General features: G+C 71.6%; 24 protein-coding genes and 1 riboswitch. Of the genes, 14 read left to right on the plus strand and 10 right to left on the minus strand.

Annotation, left to right across the window (positions count from 1 at the left end):
* Positions 1-6 precede the first annotated feature (6 nt).
* Both EBO15_RS20360 and EBO15_RS20365 read left to right on the plus strand, forming a co-directional pair.
* Entirely contained in the window at positions 7-642 is a 636-nt protein-coding gene (locus EBO15_RS20360) for a LysE family translocator (protein WP_122196011.1), read from the plus strand.
* Positions 643-724: 82 nt separating this feature from the next.
* A complete protein-coding gene (locus EBO15_RS20365; protein ID WP_122196012.1) occupies positions 725-1288 on the plus strand; it encodes a dihydrofolate reductase family protein in 564 nt (187 codons plus the stop codon).
* Here the strand turns inward: EBO15_RS20365 and EBO15_RS20370 are convergent.
* Positions 1270-2670: an MFS transporter gene (locus EBO15_RS20370; RefSeq protein WP_122196013.1), complete on the minus strand. Its 1401-nt coding sequence runs from the start codon at positions 2668-2670 to the stop codon at positions 1270-1272. The two genes, EBO15_RS20365 and EBO15_RS20370, sit on opposite strands and share 19 nt — an antisense overlap.
* Before the next feature lie 112 nt (positions 2671-2782).
* Here EBO15_RS20370 and EBO15_RS20375 point away from each other — a divergent pair, with 112 nt between their 5' ends.
* The 4 genes from EBO15_RS20375 to EBO15_RS20390 all read left to right on the plus strand — a co-directional run bounded on the left by EBO15_RS20375 (position 2783) and on the right by EBO15_RS20390 (position 5705).
* Complete coding sequence (locus EBO15_RS20375) at positions 2783-3748, plus strand: Lrp/AsnC family transcriptional regulator (protein ID WP_122196014.1); 966 nt, start codon at positions 2783-2785, stop codon at positions 3746-3748.
* A 77-nt stretch (positions 3749-3825) separates the two neighbouring features.
* On the plus strand, positions 3826-4248 hold the full coding sequence (locus EBO15_RS20380; RefSeq protein WP_122196015.1) for a hypothetical protein: 423 nt from the start codon (positions 3826-3828) through the stop codon (positions 4246-4248).
* 132 nt (positions 4249-4380) lie between these two features.
* Positions 4381-4803 (plus strand): hypothetical protein, encoded by a 423-nt coding sequence (locus EBO15_RS20385; RefSeq protein ID WP_122196016.1) that lies wholly within the window; start codon positions 4381-4383, stop codon positions 4801-4803.
* 146 nt (positions 4804-4949) lie between these two features.
* Positions 4950-5705 carry a hypothetical protein gene (locus tag EBO15_RS20390; RefSeq protein ID WP_147481575.1) on the plus strand — a complete coding sequence of 252 codons (756 nt, stop codon included), beginning with the start codon at positions 4950-4952 and terminating at the stop codon, positions 5703-5705.
* Here the strand turns inward: EBO15_RS20390 and EBO15_RS20395 are convergent.
* A complete protein-coding gene (locus EBO15_RS20395) occupies positions 5689-6690 on the minus strand; it encodes a zinc-dependent alcohol dehydrogenase family protein (RefSeq protein ID WP_233616315.1) in 1002 nt (333 codons plus the stop codon). The two genes, EBO15_RS20390 and EBO15_RS20395, sit on opposite strands and share 17 nt — an antisense overlap.
* Before the next feature lie 96 nt (positions 6691-6786).
* Between EBO15_RS20395 and EBO15_RS20400 the strand changes: the two genes are divergently transcribed.
* The gene (locus tag EBO15_RS20400) at positions 6787-7119 is read left to right on the plus strand and encodes an ArsR/SmtB family transcription factor (RefSeq protein ID WP_199744684.1); all 333 of its coding nucleotides are present in this window, start codon (positions 6787-6789) and stop codon (positions 7117-7119) included.
* Positions 7120-7315: 196 nt separating this feature from the next.
* Here the strand turns inward: EBO15_RS20400 and EBO15_RS20405 are convergent, their stop codons facing one another.
* The 3 genes from EBO15_RS20405 to EBO15_RS20415 are packed head-to-tail and all read right to left on the minus strand — an operon-like array spanning position 7316 to position 8582.
* Positions 7316-7510, minus strand: a complete 195-nt coding sequence (locus EBO15_RS20405; protein ID WP_199744685.1) for a DUF397 domain-containing protein — start codon at positions 7508-7510, stop codon at positions 7316-7318.
* Positions 7507-7701 carry a DUF397 domain-containing protein gene (locus EBO15_RS20410; protein ID WP_122196019.1) on the minus strand — a complete coding sequence of 65 codons (195 nt, stop codon included), beginning with the start codon at positions 7699-7701 and terminating at the stop codon, positions 7507-7509. The genes EBO15_RS20405 and EBO15_RS20410 overlap by 4 nt, the downstream gene beginning before the upstream one ends.
* Positions 7698-8582: a helix-turn-helix domain-containing protein gene (locus tag EBO15_RS20415; RefSeq protein WP_122196020.1), complete on the minus strand. Its 885-nt coding sequence runs from the start codon at positions 8580-8582 to the stop codon at positions 7698-7700. Before EBO15_RS20415 ends, EBO15_RS20410 begins: the two co-directional genes overlap by 4 nt.
* A 178-nt stretch (positions 8583-8760) precedes the next feature.
* Here EBO15_RS20415 and EBO15_RS44290 point away from each other — a divergent pair, with 178 nt between their 5' ends.
* The 3 genes from EBO15_RS44290 (at position 8761) to EBO15_RS20430 (ending at position 13845) form a co-directional block, all read left to right on the plus strand.
* Positions 8761-9288 (plus strand): ATP-binding protein, encoded by a 528-nt coding sequence (locus EBO15_RS44290; protein ID WP_158628297.1) that lies wholly within the window; start codon positions 8761-8763, stop codon positions 9286-9288.
* Positions 9289-9670: 382 nt separating this feature from the next.
* A riboswitch (cobalamin riboswitch) is annotated at positions 9671-9795 on the plus strand.
* A 58-nt stretch (positions 9796-9853) separates the two neighbouring features.
* Positions 9854-13489: a cobaltochelatase subunit CobN gene (gene cobN, locus EBO15_RS20425; RefSeq protein ID WP_199744687.1), complete on the plus strand. Its 3636-nt coding sequence runs from the start codon at positions 9854-9856 to the stop codon at positions 13487-13489.
* Between the two features lie 74 nt (positions 13490-13563).
* Complete coding sequence (locus EBO15_RS20430; protein WP_122196021.1) at positions 13564-13845, plus strand: hypothetical protein; 282 nt, start codon at positions 13564-13566, stop codon at positions 13843-13845.
* Positions 13846-13906: 61 nt separating this feature from the next.
* Here EBO15_RS20430 and EBO15_RS20435 read toward each other — a convergent pair whose 3' ends face one another.
* The 4 genes from EBO15_RS20435 to EBO15_RS45370 form a co-directional block, all read right to left on the minus strand.
* Positions 13907-14551, minus strand: a complete 645-nt coding sequence (locus EBO15_RS20435) for an RloB family protein (RefSeq protein ID WP_233616316.1) — start codon at positions 14549-14551, stop codon at positions 13907-13909.
* Entirely contained in the window at positions 14469-15827 is a 1359-nt protein-coding gene (locus EBO15_RS20440) for an AAA family ATPase (protein ID WP_122196022.1), read from the minus strand. Before EBO15_RS20440 ends, EBO15_RS20435 begins: the two co-directional genes overlap by 83 nt.
* Before the next feature lie 99 nt (positions 15828-15926).
* Complete coding sequence (locus tag EBO15_RS20445; RefSeq protein ID WP_122196023.1) at positions 15927-17333, minus strand: amino acid permease; 1407 nt, start codon at positions 17331-17333, stop codon at positions 15927-15929.
* A 99-nt stretch (positions 17334-17432) separates the two neighbouring features.
* Positions 17433-18980, minus strand: a complete 1548-nt coding sequence (locus EBO15_RS45370) for a serine/threonine-protein kinase (RefSeq protein ID WP_199744688.1) — start codon at positions 18978-18980, stop codon at positions 17433-17435.
* A gap of 46 nt (positions 18981-19026) precedes the next feature.
* Between EBO15_RS45370 and EBO15_RS20455 the strand changes: the two genes are divergently transcribed.
* Positions 19027-20001: an alpha/beta hydrolase gene (locus EBO15_RS20455; RefSeq protein WP_199744689.1), complete on the plus strand. Its 975-nt coding sequence runs from the start codon at positions 19027-19029 to the stop codon at positions 19999-20001.
* 74 nt (positions 20002-20075) lie between these two features.
* Here the strand turns inward: EBO15_RS20455 and EBO15_RS20460 are convergent, their stop codons facing one another.
* On the minus strand, positions 20076-20807 hold the full coding sequence (locus EBO15_RS20460) for a TetR family transcriptional regulator (RefSeq protein WP_122196024.1): 732 nt from the start codon (positions 20805-20807) through the stop codon (positions 20076-20078).
* A 275-nt stretch (positions 20808-21082) separates the two neighbouring features.
* Between EBO15_RS20460 and EBO15_RS20465 the strand changes: the two genes are divergently transcribed.
* The 3 genes from EBO15_RS20465 to EBO15_RS20475 all read left to right on the plus strand — a co-directional run bounded on the left by EBO15_RS20465 (position 21083) and on the right by EBO15_RS20475 (position 25344).
* Positions 21083-21355 carry a hypothetical protein gene (locus EBO15_RS20465; RefSeq protein ID WP_233616317.1) on the plus strand — a complete coding sequence of 91 codons (273 nt, stop codon included), beginning with the start codon at positions 21083-21085 and terminating at the stop codon, positions 21353-21355.
* Positions 21356-21696: 341 nt separating this feature from the next.
* A complete protein-coding gene (locus EBO15_RS20470) occupies positions 21697-21975 on the plus strand; it encodes a DUF6504 family protein (protein WP_122196025.1) in 279 nt (92 codons plus the stop codon).
* 9 nt (positions 21976-21984) lie between these two features.
* The gene (locus EBO15_RS20475) at positions 21985-25344 is read left to right on the plus strand and encodes a DNA polymerase III subunit alpha (RefSeq protein ID WP_122196026.1); all 3360 of its coding nucleotides are present in this window, start codon (positions 21985-21987) and stop codon (positions 25342-25344) included.
* The last annotated feature ends 3 nt before the right edge of the window (positions 25345-25347 follow it).

The raw sequence follows: 25347 nt of genomic DNA on the forward strand, positions 1-25347 counted from the left end.
CCGCTCATGGTGTCCCCCGAACGTCTGCTGGCCTTCTGCGCGATGGCCACAGTGATCATCCTCGTCCCCGGGCCGTCCGTGCTGTTCGTGGTCGGGCGCGCGCTCGCCCACGGCCGCCGGACGGCCCTCACCAGCGTCATCGGCAACGAGGCCGGCGCCCTCCTGCTCTCCGTCGCCGTGGCGTTCGGCGTCGGCTCGCTCGTCGCCGAGTCGGCGCTGCTCTTCACGACGATCAAGCTGGTCGGCGCCGCCTACCTCGTCTACCTGGGCGTCCAGGCGCTGCGGCAGCGGCGCAAGCTCAGCGAGGCGCTCGCCACGACCGACGGCTCCGCCGGACGCCGCGCCTTCTGGCAGGGCCTGGTCGTCGGCGTGACGAACCCGAAGACCAGCGTGTTCTTCGCCGCCGTCCTGCCCCAGTTCGTGGACCGGGGCGCCGGGCACGTCCCGCTCCAGATGGCCCTGTTCGGACTGATCTTCTGCGCGATCGCGCTCGTCCTCGACAGCGCGTGGGGCCTGGCCGCCGCGTCCGCGCGCACCTGGCTCGCCCGCTCCCCGCGCCGCCTCGCCGCCATCGGCGGGACGGGCGGGCTCATGATGATCGGCCTCGGCGTGGCCATCGCCGGGACCGGCCGCAAAGACTGAGGAAAATCTCCCGGCCGGATGTAGAGGACCCCCGGACGGCTCCGACTCCAGGGTGAAGGCACCCGAGAGAAGGAGCACCACGATGCGGAAGCTGTCCTACTACATCCACACCAGCGCCGACGGCTTCGTCGAGGGCCCGAAGGGCGAGTTCGACTGGCCGGTCATGGGCCCGGAGCTGTCGGACCACTCCTTCGCCCTCGACGAGGAGAACGACATCACCCTCTACGGCCGCGTGACCTGGGAGATGATGGCGTCGTGGTGGCCGGACGCCGAGTCCAGGTCCGACCACCCGCACGTCGTCCGGTACGCGCCCGTCTGGCGCGCGTCCCGCAAGATGGTCATCTCCCGGACGCTCGACAGCGCCGAATGGGCCGAGAAGGTCATCGGAGCCGACCTCGGCGCGCAGGTCCGCGAGCTGAAGGAGCAGGACGGCAAGGGCCTGCTCCTCATGGGCGGCGCCCGCGCCGCGACCTCGCTCGCCCGGCTGGGCCTGATCGACGAGGTCGCGATCAGCGTCCACCCGGTCGTCCTCGGCGGGGGCGTGTCCCTGTTCCCCGGCCTGGACCGGCGGCTCGGCCTGCGCCTCATCGAGACCCGCACCTTCGACGAGGGCGTCGTCATGAACCGCTACGCGGTGACGTCCTGACCCGTCCGGACGACGGCCGCGGGCCGCCGGTCGCGGCGGGACCGGACGAGGAGGAGGACGCTCGCGGCGGCGACCAGCGCGAGCGTCCCCGCCGTCGCGTACGCGGCGGACAGCCCGGCGGCGAACCCCGCCGCGTCGTGCGAGACGGCCGGGTCGCCCGGCACCCGCGCGCGGAACACCGCGCCGAGCACGGCGACGCCGAGCGCGTACCCGAGCTGCCGCAGCGCCCCGACCGCCCCGGACGCCATCCCGCCCCGCTCCGCCGGGACGGCCGCGACCGCCGCCGCCGTCACGTTCGGCAGCGCCAGACCGGCCCCGGCCCCGGTCAACACCAGGCCCGGGACGAGATCCGCCCAGCCCGAGTCCGCCGTGAGGAACGCCTGCGCCAGCCCGCCGGCCCCGATCAGCGCGAGCCCGCCGCCGACCGTCCAGCGCGGTGAGACGCCATGGAGCAGACGCCCCGCCACCAGGGACGTCGCGAACGCCACGGCGGGCAGCGGCAGGATCGCCAGGCCCGCCTCCATCGGCGACAACCCGAGCACCGCCCGCAGCCACAGCGACGTGTTCACCAGCGTCGCGAACGCCGTCCCCGACATCGCCAGCGACCCGATCATCACCCCGACGAACCCCGGACGCCGGAACAGCCCCAGGTCGAGCGTCGGATACGCCGTCCGCCGCTGGACGCCCGCGAACCCCGCGAACGCCACCGCCGCGACCGCGACCGAGACCCACAGGAGGACGCCGCCGCGCGTCAGCCCGTACGTGAGGACGCCCGCCGCGACCGCGAACAGCACGATGCCCGGAACGTCCAGCCGCCGCGCGGCCGGATTCCGCGACTCGCGCACCCGCCGCAGCGTCACCGCGATCGCGACCGCGCTGACCGGCAGGTTCACCAGGAAGATCCAGCGCCAGCCCAGATGCTGCGTCAGCACCCCGCCCAGGATCGGCCCGACCCCGGACGCCGCGCCCGACACCGCCCCCCACACGCCGAAGGCCACGGCGCGGTCCCGCCCCTCGTACGACGCGGCGATCAGCGCGACCGTCGTCGCGAACATCGCCGCCGCGCCCACCCCCTGCGCCGCCCGCGCCGCGACGAGCGTCGCCGCGTCCGGCGCGAGCCCGCTGACCAGCGAGGACGCCGCGAACGTCACCAGCCCCGCCACGTACAGCCGCCGCCGTCCGATCCGGTCGGCGAGCGTCCCCGCGCCCATCAGCAGCGCCGCGAGCGTGAGCGCGTAGACGTCCATCACCCACTGCAACGCCCCGAACGTCGTCCCGAGCCCGCGTGCCATGTCGGGCAGCGCCACCGTCACGATGTTCACGTCCACCAGCAGCATGAACGCACCGAGGCACACCGCCGTCAGCGGTCCCCACCTGCCCATATCGGCATCCTTCCGAGTCGTTTCGCCTGAAACGACTCTCGGCCGCCGCCCGCCGCGATGCGACACGGAACCCGTCTCAAGGACGGATTTCGACATCCCTTACTCTGCCCTGGTGGAATCCGACGACCTGGACCGGCAGCTCATCCATGCGCTGCAACTCGACGCGCGTGCCCCGTTCAGCCGGATCGCCGAGGTCCTCGGCGTCTCCGACCAGACCGTCGCCCGCCGCTACCGCCGCCTCCGCTCGGCGGACCTCCTGCGCGTCGTCGCCGTCCCGCCCGCCGGATACCTCGCCCACGGCCGCTGGATCCTCCGCCTTCGCTGCGCCCCCGGCGCCGCCCTCCCCGTCGCCGAGGCCCTCGCCCGCCGCCCCGACACCGCCTGGGTCCAGCTCGCCTCGGGCGGGACGGAGGTCCAGTGCATCACCCGCGCAGGCACCCCGGGCGAGGCCGAACAGCTCCTCCTCGACAGGCTCCCGCGCACGAACCGCATCATGGACGTCACCGCCCACTCCGTCCTGCACGTCTTCTACGGCTCGCCCAGCCCGATCCGCCTCCTGGACGCCCTGACCCCCGAACAGGCCGCGGCCCTCGACTCCCACCCGGAGTTCCCCGCCGACCCCGAGCACATCCCGCACTGCGCCCCGGACGACCGTCCCCTCCTGGACGTCCTGGCCCGCGACGGACGCACCGCCCTCCCCGACCTGGCCGCCGCGACCGGCTGGTCCGCGTCCACCGTCCGCCGCCGCGTCGACCACCTGCGCGCCCTCGGCGCCCTCCACTTCTACGCCGAGTTCCACCTGCCCCTCGTCGGCCTGAACCACAGCACCCGCCTCTGGATGACCGTCACCCCGTCCGCCCTGGACGCCGCCGGACGCGCCCTCGCCACCCACCCCGAGGTCGTCTTCGCCGCCGCCACCAGCGGCAACGCCGACCTGTCCGCCACCGTCCTCTGCCGCGACGCCCACGACCTCTACCGCTACCTCACCGACCGTGCCGCCGCCCTCCCCGGCGTCACCCACGTCGAGACGACCCCGGTCATCCGCAACATCAAACGCCTGGGCCGCGCACTGCGCTGAGCCGGGTACCGCGCTGAGTAGCGGCCTGAGTAGCCGCGCACTGTGCCACACGCCCGCCCGAGGCGAGTCTTGAGGACATGACGACCGAGCCGTTCCGCCGCCGCCCCCTCATGACCACGGTGACCGTCCTGCTTCTCCTTCAGGGCGTGCTCATGTGCCCCCCGGCGATGTTCATTCTCGTCATAGGAGCCTTCGACCTCCTGACCGGCTACGGCCCCAAGTCCCTCCACGAGTGGGCCCCCTTCGCTCCCGGTCCCGTTCTGGGCGCGCTCATGCTGGGAGCGGTGCGCGCCAACACGCGTCTCCCGGCCTGGAGGCACGGATGGATCCGGGGGCTGGGGCTCGAACTGGCGATCTTCGTAACAGGCTGTGTGATGTGGTGGCTCCACGACGGGGCCCCGCTCTACTCGCCCATGCTCATCTTCCCGGCGACGTCGGCCCTGGCGGCCGTCGGCGCCTTCGTCTTGCTCTACGACCGGGCGACCAGCGGACGCCGATGATGCCGATCTGCTTACCCGTCGTTGTGCGGCGCCCTCTCACCACAGACGGTTCAAGGACGCCTCGGACGTTTGAGTACACCGTTGAGTACGCGAGCTCTGGGCGCCCGTCCGCCCCGTCGGGAGTCTGAAGGTATGACGATCGAGACGTACCACCGAGTCCGTGCCCGGGACGGATTCGTCGCGGCCCGTGTCCTGCTCGCCCTCCAGGCCGCGATCCTGGCCGTCCCGGTGGCCTATCTCTCGTTCTGGGGTGTCGGAGGCCCCTTCTCCGGCACCAGGGACGGCCGCCTCGCGGTCATCCTCCTCATCCCCGCTCTGTTCTTCGGCGCGGTCATCGTCGCCCTCCTGACCTGTGCCGTCCGGCTTTCGGTCCACAAGCCCGCCCGTCGCGCGGTGCTTGCGGGGGAAGGGATAGGGGCCGGGGCCTACCTGTTGTGGGACTTCCACGGCGCTTTCTGGCACTCCACGATCTCCTCGATCTCCTTCCTCGAGTTCGCCGCCATCCCGGCGGCCCTCTACCTGCTCCTGGCCCCGAGCGTTCGGGAGCGGGGATGACGGCCGAGACGTCTCGCTGGGCACCGCGGGTCCTCAACGTGGTTCGCGGGTTGCTCTTCGTTCAGGCTGCGGTACTGGCCGTGGTGTCGTTGGTCCTTCTGGTCGTGGGGGTGGTGGGGCCGTTCGGCCATGGCGAGGGCAGTGGGTTGGCGCTTCTCTTGCTTCCCCTCGGCCTCTTCGTCGGGGCGATCGTGGCCGGCCTGGTGACCTGCGCCGTCCTGCTTCCGGTGAGTAAGCCCGCCCGGGTCGTGGTGCTGGTTCTGGAGGCGGCGGTCGCCTCGAACTACTCCGAGTGGAGCCTGGACCTCGGGTACTGGCCGTCCAAGCTCGCCGTCCTCGTGCTGCTCGTCATCCCGGCGGCCGCCTTCCTGCTCCTGATCCCCACCGTTCAGGAGCGGGGGGCGACGGCGCGCTGGGGCGGTGGTGTCCGCATCGTGCTCCCCAAGATCGAGGACTGGGAGGCCCCCGCGCACCGGGCCGATGAGGACGGTACCTCGGTCCCCGAGGTCGAGGAGCAGGAGGCGACGACGCGCCGGAGGCGTGACGGCGGCGCTGCGGTCCGCCCCCTCCTCGGCGCGCAGTCGCTGCTCCTGGTCGTCCCGGCGGTGGCGGCGCTCGTCCTGGGAGACATGCACGGTGCGGTCTCGGTGATCGCCATCGTGGTCGGGGTCGCGCTCGCGGTGCTCGCCCTGGCCCCTGCGGACCGCGCCTGGGCGCCCCCGGCCGGGAGGTCCGGCCGGTACGTGGTGCTGGCGCTGGAGGCGGTGGTCCTAGCGGCCTGCGTCACGGGCCTGCCCGGTCCCGGCGCGTTCGTCGCGCTGGCCATGCCGGCGGTGGTCGTGCTGGCGCTGGTCATCGCCGCCCTGCTCTGGAAGGCCCCGGACGTCAGTGGCCGACGGTGACGACGATCTTGCCGATCTGGGTGTTCGCGGCCATGTAGTGGTGCGCCTCGACGATGTCCTCGAGGTCGAACGTCCGGTCCACGACGGGACGGAACGCGCCCGACCGCAGGCCCGAGTTCACGTACGCGACGGCCCGCCGCATCCGCTCCGGGTCGTGGGCCGTCTCCCGCATCGTGAACGTCCGCATGCTGATCGGGGGCATACCCAGGTCGAAACCGGGGAACGGCGTCGGCTGGCCGCTGAGCATCCCGTACTCGAGCATCGTCCCGTTCGGTGCGACGACCTTCATGAGGTCCAGGACGCCCGGTCCGGCGACGGCGTCGAAGACGAACTCCGCGCCCCGGCCGTCGGTGAGCTCGCGGACGCGCTCGACCATGTCCTCGGTGTCGGTCACGATGACGTGCTCCGCGCCGAGCTTGAGCAGTGCCTCCTTCTTGCTCTCGCCCCGGGTCAGCGCGATCGCGGTCGCGCCCGTCCGCTCGGCGACCTGGAGCGCCGCGAGCGCCACACTGCTGGACGCGGCGTTCAGTACGACCGTGTCCCCGGGACGCATCCCGCCGACCTCGACCAGCCCGCCGTACGCGGTGACGTAGGGCATCCACACCGCCGCGCCGTCGACCGCGTTCACGAAGTCGGGCCGGTCCAGCACCGCGTGCGCGGGGACGATGGCCCGCTCGCCGTAGACCCCGTAGTCGTTCTGCGAGAACGCGGGCATCGTGCTGATCGACTGGCCGACCTCGATGCCCTCCACCCCCTCGCCGACGGCCTCGACCACGCCCGCGGCCTCGTATCCCAGCTTCGCGGGGAACCGCTTCACCGGCTCGATGTACTGGCCGCTGCGGAACAGCGCCTCGGCCCGGTTGAGTCCGATCGCGTCCACGCGGATCCGGACCTCACCGGGGCCCGGGTCACCGATCTCGACGTCCTGCAGCCGCATCACCTCGGGGCCGCCGAGCTCGTGGAACAGCACCGTCCTGGTCATCATGACCGTCCTTCGATCGTTCGCCTCGTCCAACGGTGATCACTCAACACCTAAGTTCGATCGGTGTCAAACTTTGATTCCTGTCGTACTATGCGTCTCATGGATAGCCGCACCCCGTCCCACCCGTCCGTCCGGGACGTCACGCTCCAGCAGATCCTCGAGGCGCTCGTCGACCCGGTGCGCCGCGGCATCGTCACGCGGCTCTGGGACTCCGACGTCGACATCAAGTGCGGCGGCTTCGACCTCACGGTCAGCAAGTCGACCGCCACCCACCACTTCAACGTCCTGCGCGAGGCGGGCCTGATCAGGCAGCACTACGCGGGCACCGCCCGCATGAACACCCTCCGCCGCGACGAACTCGAAGAGGTCTTCCCCGGCCTCGTCGCGTCCATCGTCACCGCCGACCGCCGCACCCTCGCCCCTGCGGGATGACCCCACCCCCGGCGACCCGCTGCCACGGGGTCGGCGACCACCACATCGCCGACCCGGTCGCGCTCGCCCTCGTCTTCGAGCGCGACACCGCCATCAAGGAAGGCGCCGACGCCCCATCCAAGGCATCCGCGCCCACCAGGCCGCCCCAGGCGTTACCACCCCAACCCGAACACGCACCCACCAGGCGGAGACGCGGTCACTCCGACGGACGCCGCCCAAGCATCGCGCAGAGCAAACGCCACCCCTCCCGATCGACCACGAGCACCGCGCCACCCGGAAGCTTGGAGTCGCGGACCGCAAGAGCGTCGGCGCCGATACCCGCCACCTCGACGCAGTTGACTTCCTCGTCGCTGTAGGACGACTTGCGCCAGGCCAGGCGCGACACGCTCACGCGGTGCCGCCTCCGCTGAGGGCTGCGCGGAGCGAGAACCAGGCGCCCCGGTCGAGCACCAAGAAGGGGTCGTTGGGGGCCTTGGAGTCGCGGACGGCCAACGCTGTGCCGGTCAGGCGCGCCATCTCGACACAGTTGTACTGCTCGCCGCTGTGGCTGGACTTCTTCCAGGTGAGACTGCCGTGCTTCATGCTGGCTCCTGTCTCCCGTGGTCCGCGATGATCGAGTCCAGATACTCGATCGAACGCTCGGGGGTGAGGGAAGTCGCCCTCAGCGTATCCACGCACGCAAGGAAAGTGTCTACCTCGGTGCTGGAATCCACGAAGCTCAGGGTGTTCTTGCCCTCCTGGTGAATCAAGGGCCTGGCGCGTTCGAACTCCAGGATGGTGAAGGGGCCGCTCAGCGCGGCATGAGCGCCGACGTGGAACGGAATGATCCGCACGCTGATGTTGGGCTTGGCCGCGCTCCGCCTGATGTGGCGAACCTGCTCGGCCATGACACGCGGTCCGCCCACGGGACGCCGCAGGCTCGCCTCGTCGACGAACGCCAGAAGCCGGGGTGGCGCCGGACGGCTGAGAACGGCCTGGCGTCCCAGGCGCGTCGCCACGCGCATCTCGGCCTCAAAGGAAGGGACGTCGCACGCCTGCATGATGGCGCGCACGTACTCCGGGGTCTGCAACAGACCAGGGACGAGAGTCGTCTCCACGTCCGTCATGCGGATCGCCTGCGTCTCGAAGCCGATCAGGGCCTTGAGCGGGGCCGGGTAGATATTGTCTCCGGCCTCCCACCAGCCCGGCAGCTCCGCGTCCCGGGCGAGGCCGAGGAGCCGCTCTCGATCGGCGCCGGTCACGCCATAGGCCCCGAGGATCGACGCCACTTCCTCGGGGTTGGTGGCACGGAGTCCGTTCTCGGTGCGGTTCAGCATGGCCGCCGTCCAGCCGATGCGTGACGCCGCCGCCCGTGTGCTGAGTCCGTGGCGGCTCCGGAGTTCTCGAAGCTCCGCGCCCAGCGTGCGTCCACGGGCCGTTGTTGCATTCCTGCTGGTCAAGGGGCCTCCCGTGCTCGTCGCCATCCGGTGGAGCGTGCCTGGAGCCGCCGATCTGGCGTTACGTTCCGCGCAACTTGTTGTGCGTCATCCGCCACAAGAGGAAGCTCTAAGTAACAAGGCTAGTACTCAAAGTGATCACCTGGATGTCTTTCGTTCGTTTTCGGGACCTCCGATCACAAAGACGCGACTGGGGAGGGTGGCCATGATGCGGAGAAGTGCGATCGGGCGGACGGTGGCGGCGCGGATGGCGGTGGAGCCGGGGGTGGCGACGTTCGGGGTGGGGCCGTTCACGGCTCGGGTGTGGCGGCTGCATCCGGCGCGGGCCGAGCGGCGGGCGCGGGAGATCGTCCGTGAGCTGCTCGTCCGCGCCGGGGTTCCGGAGGACGGCGTCAACGACCTCGAACTCGTCGCCGCCGAACTCGCCGCCAACGGCGTCCAGCACGCCGAGCCGCCGCTCGAACTGCGCGTCCTGTTCGCGGGCTCGTCGCGCCGTCCCCTCTGGTGCGAGATCGCGGACGCCGACCCGTTCCTCGGCCGCGTCCCCGACCTCCTGCGCCCGCCGCCCGTCCTCGACGACGACGACCTGGACACGCTCATCTACAGCCTGAGCACCGACGGCCGCGGCCTCTCGATGGTCCACGCCCTCACCGAAGGCCGCTGCGCCGTCTACCCCACCACCACCTTCTCCCGCCCCGGCATAGGCAAGGCCATCGGCTTCTCCCTCCTCTGAGCCCGCTCCAATTCCTGAATGACGACACGGGCCTTCGGCCATGGCCTCGGGGGAGGCCGACCGCTTCGCATTCGTCGGATGCGCGCGACGGGGGACGGCGAGTTGTGTTTGGGTGCTCGCTGACGTCCTCTATGCGGCTGAGCGCCGACCGGTCGGGGAGGGACGTCGGGGCGGCGCCGGAGCGGCTGCGGGGCGTTCGAATGTGAGCCCTGAGCATGCGAAACGCCCGTCCTCGGCTAGGTGGGGACGGGCGTTCCGGCCGGTCGAGCTTCCCCACTCGCCGACACTCGGAAGGGTACGCCTTGTGTGGCGTGGGGGCCACCGGAATCGCGGGGGTGAGGGCGAGGTGGCGGTTCCGTAGACTGGCGCGGCGACGGCGGGCGAGGAATCCGGTGTGAATCCGGAGCTGTCCCGCAACTGTCACCGGGGAGTCCTCCCTCATGCTTGGCCACGGCGGAAGCGCCGGAAGGCCGGGGCGGGGGCGCCGATCCGGAAGCCAGGAGACTCCGCGCCGTCGCGGACCTTCACCCGAGCCGGGGCGCGGACCCCGTTGGAGGCATCGCTCATGCGTGCTTTGCTGCTGTCCACCGCCGACACCGAACTGCTCGCCGCGCGCGCGGCGGACGCGGGGTGGGCGACCGCCAATCCGATGCGGGTCGCCGTCGACGACCTGCCATCGCTCCTCGACGGGGTCGACGTCGTCGTGGTGCGGTTGCTGGGCGGACGGAAGACCTGGCCACAAGGGGTGGACGCGCTGGTCGGCAGCGGTTCGCCCGTGGTCCTGCTCGGCGGGGAGGCCGATCCGGACGCCGAGTTGATGGCGTTGTCCACCGTGCCGCCCGGGGTCGCCGCCGAGGCGCTCGCCTATCTGCGCGAGGGCGGCGTCGAGAACTTGCGGCAACTCGCCCTGTTCCTGTCGGACACGGTGCTGCTCACCGGGGAGGGCTTTGAGGCGCCTGTCGCCATGCCTTCGTTCGGTCTGCATGGCGAGTACAAGCGGATCGAAGGGCGTCCTACGGTCGGCGTGGTCTTCTATCGCGCGCACGAGCTGTCGGGGAACACGGCGTTCATCGACGTGTTGTGTGAGCAGATCGAACGTGCCGGCGCGAATGCGCTGCCCGTGTTCTGCGGGTCGCTGCGGGGGGCCGATCCGGAGCTGATGGCGTTGCTCGAGCAGAGCGATGCCGTTGTCGCGACCGTGCTGGCGGCGGGCGGGGCGGTCGCGGCCGACGCGAGCGCGGGAGGCGACGAGGACTCGTGGGACGCCGGGGCGCTCGCCACGCTCGACGTGCCGGTCATCCAGGGGCTCTGCCTCACGTCGTCCCGGCAGGCATGGGACGACTCGGACGCGGCGCTCGTCCCCATGGACGCCGCGATGCAGGTCGCGATCCCCGAGTTCGACGGCCGCATCATCGCCGTGCCGTTCTCGTTCAAGGAACTCGGCCCGGACGGCATCCCCGTCTATGCGGCGGACCCGGAACGGGCCGCGCGGGTGGCCGGCATAGCGGTTCGGCACGCGCGGCTCCGGCATGTCCCGAACCGGGAGAAGCGGGTCGCGCTGGTTCTGTCGTCCTATCCGACCAAGCACGCGCGGGTCGGAAACGCGGTCGGGTTGGACACGCCCACGTCCGCCGTGCGGATGCTCCGGCAGATGGCGGACGCCGGATACGACCTCGGCGACGACCATTCCCTATGGGAGGACCCCGACACGGGCGACCGGCTGATTCACTCCCTGATCGCGGCGGGCGGGCATGACGTCGAGTGGCTGACAGAGGACCAGTTGGCCCAGGCTCCTGCGCGCGCGTCACTGGCGTCCTACCGGACGTGGTTCGAGGCGCTTCCCGAGTCGCTGCGGGAGGGCGTCAGGGAGCACTGGGGGCAGCCGCCGGGCGAGCTGTACGTGGACGGCGACGACATCGTCCTCGCGTCGCTGCGGTTCGGGAACGTCGTCCTGATGATCCAGCCGCCGCGCGGGTTCGGCGAGAACCCCGTGGCGATCTACCACGATCCGGACCTTCCGCCGTCCCACCACTACCTGGCCGCCTACCGCTGGCTGGACCGCGAGTTCGGCGCGGACGCGGTCGTCCACCTGGGCAAGCACGGCACGCTGGAGTGGCTGCCCGGCAAGGGGCTCGGGCTGTCGGACGGGTGCGCCCCGGACGGCGTGCTCGGCGACCTGCCGCTCGTCTACCCGTTCATCGTCAACGACCCGGGGGAGGGCACGCAGGCCAAGCGGCGCGCCCACGCCACCGTCGTCGACCACCTCGTGCCGCCGATGGCGCGCGCCGAAACCTACGGTGACCTGGCCAAACTCGAGCAGCTTCTGGACGAGTACGCCACCGTCAACGATCTCGACCCGACGAAGCTGCCGGCCGTCCGCGCGCAGATCTGGACGCTCGTCCAGGCCGCGCAGCTGCACCACGACCTCCACCAGGAGGACATGCCGGACGCGGACGACTTCGACGACTTCATCATGCACATCGACGGCTACCTGTGCGAGATCAAGGACGTCCAGATCCGGGACGGCCTGCACATCCTCGGCCAGGAGCCGCAGGGGGAGACGCGCGTCAACCTCGTGCTCGCCGTGCTGCGCGCCACGCAGGTGTGGGGCGGCGTCGCCGGGGCCATGCCGGGCCTGCGGTCGGCGCTCGCCGCGCCCCACGGCCTGGACGAGAAGGCGCTGCTCGCCGAGCCGGGCGCGGTCGTGAACGCGCTGGGCGGACGCACCGCGTCCGACGTGATCGACATCCTGGAGGACACCGCGCGGCGGCTCGTCCAGACCATGGAGGACGCGGGCTGGGACGCGGCCCGGGTCCCGGAGATCGCCGCCGGGATCCTGGGCGAGGACGTGCCGGACGTCGTCCGCCTGCTGGAGTTCGCCGCGGACGAGGTCGTCCCGCGCCTGGACGCCACCCGCGACGAGATCGGGGCCGTGCTGCACGCGCTGGACGGCGGGTACGTGCCCGCCGGGCCGTCCGGATCGCCGACGCGCGGGCTGGTCAACGTCCTGCCGACGGGCCGCAACTTCTACTCGGTGGACCCGAAGGCCATCCCGTCCCGCAACGCGTGGGACGTCGGCGTCGCCCTGGCCGACTCGCTCATCCAACGTCACCTGGACGACACCGGAGAGTATCCGTCCAGCGTGGGGCTGACCGTGTGGGGCACGTCCGCGATGCGCACCCAGGGCGACGACATCGCCGAGGTCCTGGCGCTCATCGGCTGCCGTCCGGTCTGGGACGACGCGTCCCGGCGGGTGACCGGCTTCGCCATCGTGCCGCTCGCCGAGCTGGGACGTCCGCGCATCGACGTGACGCTCCGCATCTCCGGCTTTTTCCGCGACGCGTTCCCGCACGTCATCGCCCTGATCGACGACGCGATCACCGCCGTGGCCGCGCTGGACGAGCCGTCCGACCGCAACTTCCTGCGCGCCCACGCCGTCGAGGACCACGCCGCGCACGGCGACTGGCGCCGCGCGACCACCCGCGTCTTCGGCTCCAAGCCCGGCGCCTACGGCGCGGGACTCCTGCCCCTCATCGACGCCCGCAACTGGCGCGACGACTCCGACCTCGCCGAGGTCTACGCCGTCTGGGGCGGCTACGCCTACGGCCGCGGCCTGGACGGACGCGAGGCCCGCACCGACATGGAATCGACGTTCCGCCGCATCTCGGTCGCCGCGAAGAACCAGGACACCCGCGAACACGACATCGTCGACTCCGACGACTACTTCCAGTACCACGGCGGCATGGTCGCGATGGTCCGCTCCCTGACCGGCCGGAACCCGGCCGCGTACGTCGGCGACTCGGCCGTCCCCGACCAGGTCAGGACCCGGACCCTCGCCGAGGAGACCCACCGCGTCTTCCGCGCCCGCGTCGTCAACCCCCGCTGGATCGCCGCGATGCGCCGCCACGGCTACAAGGGCGCCTTCGAACTCGCGGCCACCGTCGACTACCTCTTCGGCTACGACGCGACCGCGGGCGTCGTCGACGACTGGATGTACGAGACCCTCGCCAAGGAATACGTCTTCGACACCGAGAACCGCGCCTTCATGGAGAAGTCCAACCCCTGGGCCCTCCGCGGCGTCACGGAACGCCTCCTCGAGGCCGCCGACCGAAACCTCTGGTCCGCCCCCGACCCCGAGACCCTCGACCGCCTCCGCCAGACCTACCTCGACCTCGAAGGCTCTCTCGAAGACCCCGAATAATCTCCCTAGGCGGAAGGGGGACGTTCCGATACCGTTACTCCACTTTTCGGAACGACCCCCCCTTGGAAGAGTCTGTGAATCTCGACTTCAGTGCCGAGCCCGCGTTCTCCTGGTACGTGCTTCTGCTCGGAATCAGCGGCATCGCCATGCTGGTCACGGCGGCGCTCGGCTTCGGATCGAGGGTGCGGGACCGCATCCTCTACGCCATCGTCGGCCTCGGAATGTCCGGCTACGCCTTCTACCTGGCCTTCATCTTCACCGGCGGCACCTACCACATGTTCTTCTACGTGTTCGTGCTGCCGGTCGTGCTCATCGCCCGAGCCGTCAGCGCTTTCTTCCAGCGCCGTAAGGCATAAAGCGACCCGCCCGAAACCCAGAACGGCCCGCGTTCCCCTGAACGCGGGCCGTTCCGCTTCCTCACGGCTTCCGGCCCTCGCCGCGGACGGCCTCAACGGCGAGCCACACGTTGGACGAAGGGTTCCGCCCCTGCCGGCATGGCGCGTCATGCTGCGGATCGCAGCACAGGGCCCGCTTCTTCGCGGCCGAGTGTTCCGCCTCGCCGAACGGGAAGCCGGTGGGGATGGCCTTCTTCTTGCTGTATCCGGGGATATGGCCATCGAGCTTCTTGGGCAGGTCGAAGCGGTTCGTCTGGGACGCGAAGTCCTGGTAGTGCCAGAGCAGCCAGATCTCGAAGCACGGGTTCGAGACGATGAGGTGCACGTCGTTTCGCTTCGCCAGACGGAGCGCACCGTCCAGGGTGGTGTGGTCGTCCACGTCGACCACGCACCAGACATGGTCGATCTTCAGGAACGAGTCGCGTTTACTGCGCGCGGCCTTCTCCGAGTTCTCTCGCAGCCGGAGAGCGTGGTTCACGGTCTTGAGCGGGTCGCGTCCTTTGCCGACGCACTCGACCTTCACCGTCGGTGCCCGGTAGAGCCGGGTGATGCCCTCGAAGTACTCGACCTCGGTGACTTCCCCTTCACAGACGATGAGCAGCCGGTTCCTCGTCGTCTTGGTGTTCGTCTTGCGGGTGAGGGACTGGGGGGTGCGTCCTCGGCTCATCCGACTCCACGTGAAGTTCCTGGAAGATCCGCCGGATCTCCGCGTAACTCAGGTAGGGGACAGCACCATAGCGGCCCTGGAGGTACCCGCGTTCGACGTTCTCGTCCTTGCGTGGCTTGAATTCCGCGAGCGCGTAGAGGGTCGTCGCTCCGTCCTCGTCCTTCTCGGTGAACCAGACCTCGTCCCGATCGAGGATCTTGTCGTCGAGCAGGGTGCCCAGGAGCGTGGTGTCGTGAGACGCGAACAGCAGTTGGGACCCATGCCTGTTGATCTCGGGATCCTTGAACATGCGGATCACGGTCGAGGTGAGATGCGGATGCAGGCTCGCGTCCACCTCGTCGACCATGAGGACGCTCGGAGCGCCCATGCTCGTGAGGAGGTAGCCGATGAGGGCCAGCCACTCCACGGTTCCGTCGCTCTCCTCGTCCAGGCCGAAGCGGACCGCCGGGGCGCTGGAATGAGCAAGGAAGATCTCGTCGACATGGGTCGGGGGAGGTGCGAGTTTGAACTCGTCCAACTCCTCGCCGAAACGGGCCATGGCGCGCTGAATGTTGGCGGAGATTTCGGTCTCTTCGACATGGACGCTTTCGATGCCGAGGTCCGCGACCTTGAGCAGCCGGGCCAGGAGCTGGGGCATGTGCTCGAGCTTGAGGATTTTCGTGGTGACCTGGAGACGGGCGTTCCTGTCTCTCTGGCGGGCCACCTGGATGCTCTTCGTGAAGGCTTCGTAGAGCGTGCTCAGGAGGGGATGGCTGTTGCTCGCGGCGGACGACAGGTAAAGAGCGTTGGGGCGGGTGAGCCTGGCGATCTGGTTGGTCGGACCGCTCAGTGCCCGTCCGAACTCGTAGTCCTCCGGGCCGGTCCGCTCGAAGAGGCGGCGCGCCTTGCCATGGGGGAAGGAGAACAGCCACTCGGAACATACGGTTTCGGTATCGACCTCGAAGCCGTAGGTGTACCGGATACCCCGCAGAACGAAGTCGAGTTCGTACAGCGAAGGCTCTCCTGTGACCGGCTTGAATGGTCTGAGAGGGACCCCGCCGGTCGGTGACCAGCGTGTCTGCGAGGTGCGGATGCAGCTGATCATGTAGTGGAGCGCGTCCAGGACGTTGGACTTGCCGGAGGCGTTGGCGCCGTAGATGCCCGTCACCTGGGTCGTGGGCGGGATCTCGGTGGCGCGCGGCTTCGGCTCGCCGCGCTTCGGGACGGCGACGAACGACAGCGTCTGCTCGTCCCGGATCGACTTGTGGTTGGCGGCCCGGAAGCGCAGCAACCTCATGATGTTCCCTCGACGTGTTCGCGTATGGACAGCAGTCTGTCGGCACTCTACGACGAAAGTTCCCGTAGTCGAGGGGTTGTATGCGTCTTGTGGACGAAGTTAACGGTCGGTGGGGTGGATGAGGGGTGGGGTGGTCACCGGGGGGCGGCGGCCGTAGCGGCGGCGGAGGGGGTAGAGGGCGGCTACGGCGGCGAGGCTGATCAGGGAGGCGAGGAGCTGGGAGCGGACGGCGGGCATGAAGGCCATCGAGACCAGGACGGCGACGAGGGCCACGACGCAGAGCACCGAGAGGTAGGGGAAGAGCCACATGCGGTAGGTGAGGCTGGCCGGGGCGTCGCGTTCGAGGCGGCGGCGCAGGCGGATCTCGGAGATCAGGATCGCCAGGTAGACGAAGGCCAGGATCGTCCCGATGGAGTTCATCAGGAACTTGAAGACCTGGTCGGGGGAGACGTAGGACGCGACGACCGCGCCCCACGCGGCGACGGTGCCGAGCAGGATCGCGCGGACCGGGACGCCGCGGGGGGTGAGCCTGGTCAGGCCCGCCGGGGCGTCGCCGTCGCGGGTGAGGACGTAGAGCATCCGGGACGAGACGTAGATCGCCGAGTTCAGCACCGACAGGACGGCGGTGAGGATGACCGCCTGCATGATCGTCCCGGCGGCGGGGACGTCGAGCCGGTCCAGGGCGCTGACGAACGGGCTCCGCAGGACCTGCGCGTCGTTCCACGGCAGGATCGACACCACGAGGAAGATCGAGAACACGTAGAACAGGGCGACCCGCCAGAGGACGTTGCCGGTGGCGCGGGCGACGGCGCGTCCCGGCTCGGCGGACTCGGCGGCGGCGATCGTGACGATCTCGGTGCCGCCGAACGCGAACATGACCGCGACGATCGCGGTGAACACCGAGGTCAGGCCGTTCGGCATGAGGCCGCCGTGCGCGGTCAGGTTGTGCAGGCCGCCGGGCGAGTCCGGCCACAGCCCGAGGACGTAGAGGACGCCGAGGACGAGGAACACCACGATCGCCGCGACCTTGATCGAGGCGAACCAGAACTCGAACTCGCCGAACGACCGCACCGACACCAGGTTCACGCAGGTCATGAGGATCAGCAGCGCGGCGGCGAGCAGCCACTGCGGCAGGTCGACCCAGGACGCCAGGATCGCCGCGCCCGCGACCGCCTCCGCGCCGACCAGGATCACGTACAGGTACCAGTAGAGCCAGCCGATCGTGAAGCCCGCCCACGGCCCGAGCGCCATCCGGGCGTACTCGGCGAGCGACCCCGCGACCGGCCGCGCCACCACCATCTCGCCGAGCGCGCGCAGCACGAACAGCACCAGCAGCCCGGCCGCGGCGTAGGACAGGATCGCCGCCGGGCCCGCCGTCCTGATCACCTGGCCGCTGCCCACGAACAGCCCCGCGCCGACCGCCCCGCCGATGGCGAGCATGGTCATGTGGCGGCGGCGCAGCCCGGTGCGCAGCTCACCCTGACGATCTGGGCTCTTTTCGGACATGCCTGAAGTGATCCTGTCGCATGGGCACAATGGACCCGATCACTCTAGGTCACGGCGCGCCGCGATGCGTGCGGAGAGCCGCCCCGACCTGCGGCGCTCTCAGCGTGCGCGGTTCAGGGTGAAGGCGGAGAACCACGCCTCGACGAAGTCGTCCTTGGCGGACACGGTGTTCAGCGGGTCGGCGACCAGGCCGGTCCGGCCCGTGGTGAACGGCTGGTCCTCGTCGTCGGCGTCGAGCGCGTAGTCGCCGTCCAGCCAGGCGCGCAGGCTCGTCCGCCCGGCCGTCACGCGCACCTCGACCTGGACGCGGACGGACCCGGACACCGGCTCGTAGCTCCCCGCCGGGACGGTGTCGAGGACGTGCGTCTCGCCCTCGGCGGTCTCCTTGACCAGCCGGGCGGAGCCGTCGGAGCGCAGCAGGACGGCGTAGTCCCGGTCGTCCGTGCCGAGGAGCAGCACGCCCGCCTGCCAGGGCCCGCGCCCGGACGCGTGGCCCAGCCGCACCCGTGCCCCGGCCACGAAGTGGGACGAGGCGGTCTCGTTCGGCGCGACGCAGTATCCGGGGTCGTCCCGGTCGCTCTGGATCGCGAACCCGTGGCCGCCGTACGTGCCGCACTCGTCCTCGTCCCAGCCGGACCTCCGGTCGGCCAGCGACCCGTCCGGGACGAGGGCCGCGCCGAGCCGCGGGACCCTCGGGTCCGGCGCGTCGCCCAGCAGCCGCCAACCCGCCGCGCCGCCCAGCGACAGCACCAGCGCCCCCACGAGGGCGACGGCGGTGATCCGCTTCGGAGGCCGTCGGCCCCGCCCGCCCTCCGGCTCCGCGACCAGCGTCGGCGCCGGGGCGTTGATCAGGGCGGCGAGCAGGTCGGGGACGGACGGGCGGCGCGCCGGGTCCTTGTCCAGGGCGGCCTCGACCAGGGGGAGCAGGGGCCCGTCCAGGCCGTCCAGGACGGGAGGCTCGTGCGCGACGCGGTACAGGGTCTCGTGGACGTTGCGTCCCGCGAACGGCGGACTCCCCGTCGCGGCGAACGTGACGACGCAGCCCCAGGCGAACACGTCCGCGGCCGGGGTGAGGGGGCCGTCGCGCATCAGCTCGGGGGCGATGTAGGCGGGCGTGCCGACGAACCGCCCGGTCGTGGTCGGGCCGTCCGGGGACTCGACGGGCCGCGCGATGCCGAAGTCGATCACCCGCGGCCCGGTGGGGGAGAGCAGCACGTTGGACGGCTTCAGGTCCCGGTGGACGATCCCCGCCGCGTGGATCGCCGAGAGCGCGGTGGCGACGCCGACCGCGAGGCCCTCGAGATCGCCGCCGCGCAGCGGGCCGCCGTCCCGGACGGCCCGGAAGAGCGTCGGGCCGTCCACGAACTCGGTGACGACGTAGAGCGGATCGCGGTCGAGCTCGGCGTCCAGGACGGCGGCCGTGCAGAAGCGGCTGACGCGGCGCGCGGCGGTCACCTCGCGCCGGAACCGCTCCCGGAACGCCTCGTCCCCGGCCAGCTCGGGGTTGACGACCTTGACCGCGACGCGACGCCCGTCCGACGGGTCCTCGCCGAGCAGGACGGTGCCCATCCCGCCCTGCCCGAGCCGCGCGGTCAGCCGGTAGGGGCCGAGCCGCTCCGGGTCGCCGGGACGCAGGGGGGAAGGCATGCCCCGGACATTAGTGGATCATGCGGGCGGTGATTACCCTGGTCGCATGAACGCGACCGCGGACGTGCTGGGACCGGGTTACGAGGCCATCGAGCTGCCGCTCGGCGAGGACGCCGAGGGCGAGGTCGTCGCGACGCTCGTGCGCAGGCGCGGCGACGAGCCGTCCCGGCGCGCCGTCCTCTACCTGCACGGGTTCGTGGACTACTTCTTCCAGCGCCACCTCGCCGACTTCTACGTGGCGCTCGGCTACGACTTCTACGCCCTCGACCTGCGCAAGTACGGGCGGTCGCTGCGTCCGCACCAGACGCCGAACTTCGTGCGCAGCCTCAGCGAGTACTTCCCGGAGATCGACGAGGCGGTCCGGATCGTCCGGGACGTGGACGGCCACGACACGCTGCTGCTGAACGGGCACTCCACCGGCGGGCTGATCGCCGCGCTGTGGGCCGACCGGGTCCGCGGACGCGGCCTGGTCGACGGCCTGTTCCTCAACAGCCCCTGGTTCGACATCGCCGAGCCGTGGCCGATGCGGAAGGCGGGCGCGGGCCTGGCCCGGATGCTCGGCGGACGGTTCCCGACCGCGAAGCTGCCCGCCGGGGTGTCCGACCTGTACGCGCGCAGCCTGCACCGCGACCACGGCGGCGAGTGGGAGTTCGACCTCGGCTGGAAGCCGCTGCTCGGCTTCCCCGTGCGGGCGGCCTGGCTGGACGCGATCAGGCGCGGCCAGCTGCGCCTGCACCGGGGCCTGGCGGTCGACGTGCCGGTGCTGGTCATGGCGTCCGAGCGCAGCGTCCGGCCGAAGCCCGACGCCCCCGACCTGACCAGCGCGGACGCCGTCCTGGACGTCGAGCACATGGCCCGCTACGCGCCCCGCCTCGGACCGGTCGTCACGCTCGTCCGGATCGACGGCGGCCTGCACGACCTGGTGCTGTCGGCCAAGCCCGTCCGCGACCGGGTCTTCGACGAACTGACCCGCTGGATGCGCGGCTACCTCCCACCCGCCACGAACGCACCCGTCGGCTAGGACGCGGTCGGGCGGCCAGGACGCGCCCACTGGCTGGGGCGCGCCTGCCGGGCCGGACACGTTCGCGGGGCGGGTCAGATCCAGTCGCGGAGGATGGCGCTCGCGACGTCCACCATGGCCTCGACGCGCGCGGCGATGTCCTTCGGGTCCCAGACGTCGGCGTGGGCGCAGTGCTCGAAGGCGACGCGGGTCGCGCCGCTGTAGAACGCGACGACCATCTCGGGACGCGGGTCGGTGACGGGGTCGACGCCCTCGCGTTCGGCGATGATCCGCGCGAGCAGGCCCTCGGTGCGCTCGTACCGGGCCATCTGCGCGGCCTTCAGCGCCGGCTCGGCCTCCAGCACCCGGCGGATCCGGCGGAACCGCTCGGCGTCCTCGGGCCCGCTGTCGGCGATCTCCTTCAGGACCATGCGCAGCGTCTCGAACAGCGCGGTGAACGGCCGCTCGCCCGCCGGGCGCTCCCGCAGCCGGTCCGCGAACCACTGGTCGTGCTCGTCGAAGAAGCCGGTGACGACGTCCTCTTTGGTCGCGAAGTAGCGGAAGAACGTCCGCTGGGACACGTGGACGGCCGCGACGATCTCGTCCACCGTCGTCGTGTCGTAGCCCTGGGCGAGGAACAGGACGAGCGCGGCGTCGATGAGCGACGTCCGGGTCCGCCGCTTCTTGCGCTCGCGGAGCCCGCCGCCTCCGGACGGCGCCTCCGCCGCGGACGCGCCGTCCGGGGACACGGCGGCGCCCGCGGGAACGTCATCCGGACGATCCGGGACGTTCGGCGCGTTCGGTGCTTCGGGGGCGGACGACGACATCGGTGGGCTCCTCGACGGCGGGTTGCGGAGCACGGGCCGGATGCTCCACCAGCCGGTTTACCACGGCGGCGGGCGTCTCGTCCGTTTCGACGGTGTCATGCCGCCGCGCGGTACGGCGACGTAAGCATGCCGTCACTCTCCGTTCCGAAGACGGGACGGGCGCCGAGGGAAGCGAGGAGAGTAGACCCAGTCCTCGGGATTCCCTGCGCTGATCATTTGCCGCGGGCCATCCTGTGGACGGCAGTGATCCATCCAGGGTGAGGCGGCTGATCGCGGTGTCTGTTGTCGGGGAGCGGGAAATCGCCGAGGTGCGCCGGCACCACCTGGCCACCCTGGCCTACGAGGTCGAGGCCCGCGGCCTGCGCTGGCGCCTCGCCGGACCGGACGAGATGGTCCTCGGCGTCGTCGGCCCCGTCAGCCGCCGCCAGATCATGGTCGTCGCGACCCCGGTCGGCGCCGGCTGGTCCTACCTCTGGTCCGGCGGCGGCATGGCCGACGTCACCCGCGTCTCCGGCGTCGCCGACCAGCTCGCCCGCCTCCTGACCTGACCCGCCCCGCCCCACCCTTCTCGCGCCGGCCCCGAGCCGCGCCCGCCCCGCCTCTCGCTCGCGCGCCCGCTCCGCCTCTCGTCTGCGTGCCCGCTCCGCCTCTCGGCTGCGTGCCCGCTCCGCCTCTCGGCTGCGTGCCCAGCCCGGCCACCTTCGTGTCCGCGCGTTCCGTCCCGTCCCGCGTCTGCCCCGCTTGCCCCGTGTGAGCTGGGAGTTCGGGGGTTGTGGGGGGTCTCGTCTTGCTGGGGCGAGGGGTGTTCCCTAGACTCGGATGCGAACGTATGTTCGAGATTGTGGCCGCATGCCTTCCCCCGTGCGGTGAGCGTGAGGGGGAGAGGTGGATGGCACACGTGTTCGGCGATCCGGTCGAGGTCCGGGTGACCGACGGGCGGCCGGACCGGTTCGCCTGGCGGGGACGGCGGTACGCGGTGCGCCGCGTCCTGGAGCACTGGGTGACGACCCGCGACTGGTGGCGGGAGCGGGAACCTGACGCGGACGAGCCCGGCGAGCGGGAGTACTGGCGGGTCGAGGCGGCCGCGTCCGGCGGTGAGCCCGGGGTGTACGAGCTGCGGCACGACTCCGTGACCGGCGCCTGGACGCTGTCGCGGCTGTGGGACTGACGGGCCGCCATGCATCTGCACGTCGCGTCCGCCTACTCCATGCGGTACGGCGCGGCCTCTCCGAAGGCGCTCGCCGTCCGGGCCGCCGAGCTCGGCATGCGCACCCTCGCCCTGACCGACCGGGACGGCCTGTACGGCGCCGTCCGGCATGTCCGTGCCTGCGCCGAGGCCGGGATCGGTCCCGTGCTCGGCGCCGACCTCGCCCTGAGCCCGGGCGGGGCGGAGCGGGTCGTCGTGCTCGCGGTGGGGAAGGCGGGATGGGGGTCGCTGTGCCGCCTGGTCACGGCCGCGCACGCGGCCGGGGAGCGCGGCGGGGCGTGGATCACGGCGGGGACGGTCGCGGAGCGGCCCGCCGGGCTGGTCGTCCTGCTCGGGCCCGCCTCGGACGTCGGACGGGCCGTCGCGGAGCGTGACCGGGGACGGGCCGTGGCGCTGCTCGACGCGTGGCGGGCGACCGGCGCGGAGGTCGTGGTCGAGATCGTCAACCACCACGGCCGGGGGGACGGCCCGCGCGCGGCGCGGATGCTCGCGCTCGCGCGTGAGGCGGGCGTCCCGGCCGTCCTCGGCAACGGGGTCCGGTATCTGGACGGCGCCGACCATCCCGTGGCGCAGGTGCTGGACGTGGCGCGCAAGCTCGTCCCGCTGCACCGCCGCCACCTGGACGACCAGACCGGTCACGCCTACCTGAAGCCGGAGGAGGAGATGCGCCGCTCGGCCGCGCTCGCCTGCGGTGAGGACGCGGCGGACGACCTGGTCAGGGCCACGAAACGGCTCGCCGAACGGTGCGTCCTCGACCCGGAGCGGGACCTCGGCATGGGACGGGCGCACCTGCCCGGAACCGGGCCCGAGCCGCACGGCCGGCTTCTCGCGCGCTGTCTCCAGGGGCTCCGCGGACGCGGCCTGGAGCATCGCGACGGCTACGAGGCGCGCCTCGCGCACGAGCTGGACATCATCGGCCGCAAGGGCTTCGCGTCGTACTTCCTGACCGTCGCGGACGCCGCCGCGCTCATCCGCGACCTCGGCATCCGCTGCGCGATCCGCGGGTCGGGCGCGGGCAGCCTGGTGAACTTCCTGCTCGGCATCGGCGACCTGGACCCGCTCCGGCACGACCTGGTGATGGAGCGGTTCCTCGCCGACAGCCGTCCCGGCCTGCCCGACATCGACCTGGACGTCGAGTCCGCGCGGCGCCTGGAGGCCTACGAGGCGCTGTTCGCCCGCTTCGGGACGGACGCGACGGCGTGCGTGTCGATGATGGAGACCTACCGGGCGCGGAGCGCGATCCGGGACGTCGGCGGCGCGATGGGCCTGCCGCCGCAGGAGATCGACGCGATCGCGAAGGCGTTCCCGCACATCCGGGCGCGGCAGATCCGGGCGGCGCTCACCGACCTGCCCGAGCTGCGCCGGTCGAACCTGAACAACGCCCAGCTCAACGTGATCTTCAAGATCGCCGAGCGGCTGGACGGCCTGCCCCGGCACATCGCGCTGCACCCGTGCGGGGTGATCCTGTCGAACGCGACGCTGCGCGACCGGACGCCCGTCGAGCGGAGCGCGGCCGGGTTCCCGATGAGCCAGTTCGACAAGGACGACGTGGAGGCGATGGGGCTGCTGAAGCTGGACGTCATCGGCGTCCGGATGCAGTCGTCGCTGGCGCACGCCGTCACCGAGATCGAGCGGACGACCGGGGAGCGCCTCGACCTGGAGGCCGTCCCGCGCGACGACGGGCCGACCTTCGAGATGATCCGCGACGCGCGGACGCTCGGCTGCTTCCAGATCGAGTCGCCCGGCCAGCGCGAGCTGGTCGCCAAGCTGCTGCCGCGGACGGTCGGCGACCTGGTCGTCGACATCTCCCTGTTCCGGCCGGGTCCGGTCGGATCGGACATGGTCAACCCGTTCCTGGACGCCCGGCACGGCCGCCGTCCCGCGGTCTTCCCGCACCCGGACCTGGAGCCGGTGCTGCGGGAGAGCCAGGGCGTCGTCGTGTGGCACGAGCAGGTCCTGCGCGTCCTGGACGTCATGACCGGCTGCGGTCTCTCCGACGCCGAGGGCATGCGCCGCCGGATGTCCAGCGAGGAGGGCCTGGCGACGGTCGGGACGTGGTTCCGGGAGCGGGCGCACGCGCGCGGCTACGACGGCCCGACGGTCGAGCGGGTCTGGCGGACGCTCGCGGCGTTCGGCGCGTTCGGGTTCTGCAAGGCGCACGCCGCGGCGTTCGCGCTGCCCACCTACCAGTCGGCGTGGCTGAAGCGGCACCACACGGCCGCGTTCTACGCCGGGGTCCTCAGCCACGACCCCGGCATGTATCCGAAACGGGTCATCCTCGACGACGCGCGGCATTTCGGCGTGCCGATCCTGCCGCTGGACGTGAACCGCTCGGCGGTGCTCTGGCGGGTCGAGGACGGCGGGATCCGGGTGGCGCTCACCGAGGTCCGCGGGATCGCGGAGGCCGAGGTCGAGCGGATCGTCGCCCGCCGCCCGTACGCGTCGCTCGGCGACTTCTGGCGGCGCGCGCACGCGTCCCGGCCGACCGTGGAGCGGCTCGTCCTGGCGGGCGGGTTCGACGCGCTGTACCGCGACACCCCGGTCGGCCGCCGCGACCTGCTGTGCCGGGTGGGCGCGCTCGACCGGGCGTCGTCGGTGCGGCCGTCGGCGGGCCTGGTCGACGGGCAGCTGCCGCTCGGCGACGACCTGGCGATGCCCGAGCCGGGGATGCTGGAGGACGTCCCGCTGGGCGAGCTGCCGCCGATGGCGCCGTCGGAGATCGTGGAGGCCGAGCTCGACGTCCTCGGCCTGGACGTCAGCCGCCACGTGATCGCCTTCTACGGCGATCTGCTGCGGGCGCTCGGCGCCGTCCGGGCCCGGGACCTGCCCGATCGCGGGAAGGGCGAGGAGGTGCTGGTCGCGGGGGTGAAGGTGGCGACGCAGACCCCGGCCGTCCGGTCCGGGCAGCGGGTGATCTTCGCGACGCTGGACGACGCGACCGGCCCGGTCGACCTGACCTTCTTCGAGTCCGTCCAGGACCGCTGCGCCGCGACGGTGTTCGGCTCCTGGCTGCTGCTCGCGCGCGGGCGCGTCCACAAGCCGGGCTTCCGCGCCGCGTCCCTCACCGCGTCCGAATGCTGGGACCTCGCCGTCCTGGACGAGGCGTGGCGCGCGGGCGGGATCGACGCCGTCCGGCGCCTCATGGCGGCGTCCGGGCCGTCCGGTGGTGGTCGGATGGGTCGCCCGATCGGTCGCCGCATGACCTACAGCTCGGGCTTCGCCGTCAGCCCGTACGCCGACGTCGGCCACGCGGGCCCGCAGATCAGACGCCCGCCCGCGGGCCGCCTCTGGCACGCCAGCCAGGGCAGCTCCGGCCCCACCGACCCCTGAGGA

The sequence above is a fragment of the Actinomadura harenae genome (assembly GCF_003696215.1).
Taxonomy (GTDB): domain Bacteria; phylum Actinomycetota; class Actinomycetes; order Streptosporangiales; family Streptosporangiaceae; genus Spirillospora; species Spirillospora harenae.

What these genes read in the sequence shown, in the direction of transcription:
- EBO15_RS20360 (WP_122196011.1), top strand. Translation starts at nt 7, where the DNA reads ATGGTGTCCCCCGAACGTCTGCTGGCCTTCTGCGCGATGGCCACAGTG.
- EBO15_RS20365 (WP_122196012.1), top strand. Translation starts at nt 725, where the DNA reads ATGCGGAAGCTGTCCTACTACATCCACACCAGCGCCGACGGCTTCGTC.
- EBO15_RS20370 (WP_122196013.1), bottom strand. Translation starts at nt 2,670, where the DNA reads ATGGGCAGGTGGGGACCGCTGACGGCGGTGTGCCTCGGTGCGTTCATG.
- EBO15_RS20380 (WP_122196015.1), top strand. Translation starts at nt 3,826, where the DNA reads ATGACGACCGAGCCGTTCCGCCGCCGCCCCCTCATGACCACGGTGACC.
- EBO15_RS20385 (WP_122196016.1), top strand. Translation starts at nt 4,381, where the DNA reads ATGACGATCGAGACGTACCACCGAGTCCGTGCCCGGGACGGATTCGTC.
- EBO15_RS20395 (WP_233616315.1), bottom strand. Translation starts at nt 6,690, where the DNA reads ATGATGACCAGGACGGTGCTGTTCCACGAGCTCGGCGGCCCCGAGGTG.
- EBO15_RS20400 (WP_199744684.1), top strand. Translation starts at nt 6,787, where the DNA reads ATGGATAGCCGCACCCCGTCCCACCCGTCCGTCCGGGACGTCACGCTC.
- EBO15_RS20410 (WP_122196019.1), bottom strand. Translation starts at nt 7,701, where the DNA reads ATGAAGCACGGCAGTCTCACCTGGAAGAAGTCCAGCCACAGCGGCGAG.
- EBO15_RS20415 (WP_122196020.1), bottom strand. Translation starts at nt 8,582, where the DNA reads ATGGCGACGAGCACGGGAGGCCCCTTGACCAGCAGGAATGCAACAACG.
- EBO15_RS44290 (WP_158628297.1), top strand. Translation starts at nt 8,761, where the DNA reads ATGATGCGGAGAAGTGCGATCGGGCGGACGGTGGCGGCGCGGATGGCG.
- cobN (WP_199744687.1), top strand. Translation starts at nt 9,854, where the DNA reads ATGCGTGCTTTGCTGCTGTCCACCGCCGACACCGAACTGCTCGCCGCG.
- EBO15_RS20435 (WP_233616316.1), bottom strand. Translation starts at nt 14,551, where the DNA reads ATGAGCCGAGGACGCACCCCCCAGTCCCTCACCCGCAAGACGAACACC.
- EBO15_RS20440 (WP_122196022.1), bottom strand. Translation starts at nt 15,827, where the DNA reads ATGAGGTTGCTGCGCTTCCGGGCCGCCAACCACAAGTCGATCCGGGAC.
- EBO15_RS20445 (WP_122196023.1), bottom strand. Translation starts at nt 17,333, where the DNA reads ATGTCCGAAAAGAGCCCAGATCGTCAGGGTGAGCTGCGCACCGGGCTG.
- EBO15_RS45370 (WP_199744688.1), bottom strand. Translation starts at nt 18,980, where the DNA reads ATGCCTTCCCCCCTGCGTCCCGGCGACCCGGAGCGGCTCGGCCCCTAC.
- EBO15_RS20455 (WP_199744689.1), top strand. Translation starts at nt 19,027, where the DNA reads ATGAACGCGACCGCGGACGTGCTGGGACCGGGTTACGAGGCCATCGAG.
- EBO15_RS20460 (WP_122196024.1), bottom strand. Translation starts at nt 20,807, where the DNA reads ATGTCGTCGTCCGCCCCCGAAGCACCGAACGCGCCGAACGTCCCGGAT.
- EBO15_RS20470 (WP_122196025.1), top strand. Translation starts at nt 21,697, where the DNA reads ATGGCACACGTGTTCGGCGATCCGGTCGAGGTCCGGGTGACCGACGGG.
- EBO15_RS20475 (WP_122196026.1), top strand. Translation starts at nt 21,985, where the DNA reads ATGCATCTGCACGTCGCGTCCGCCTACTCCATGCGGTACGGCGCGGCC.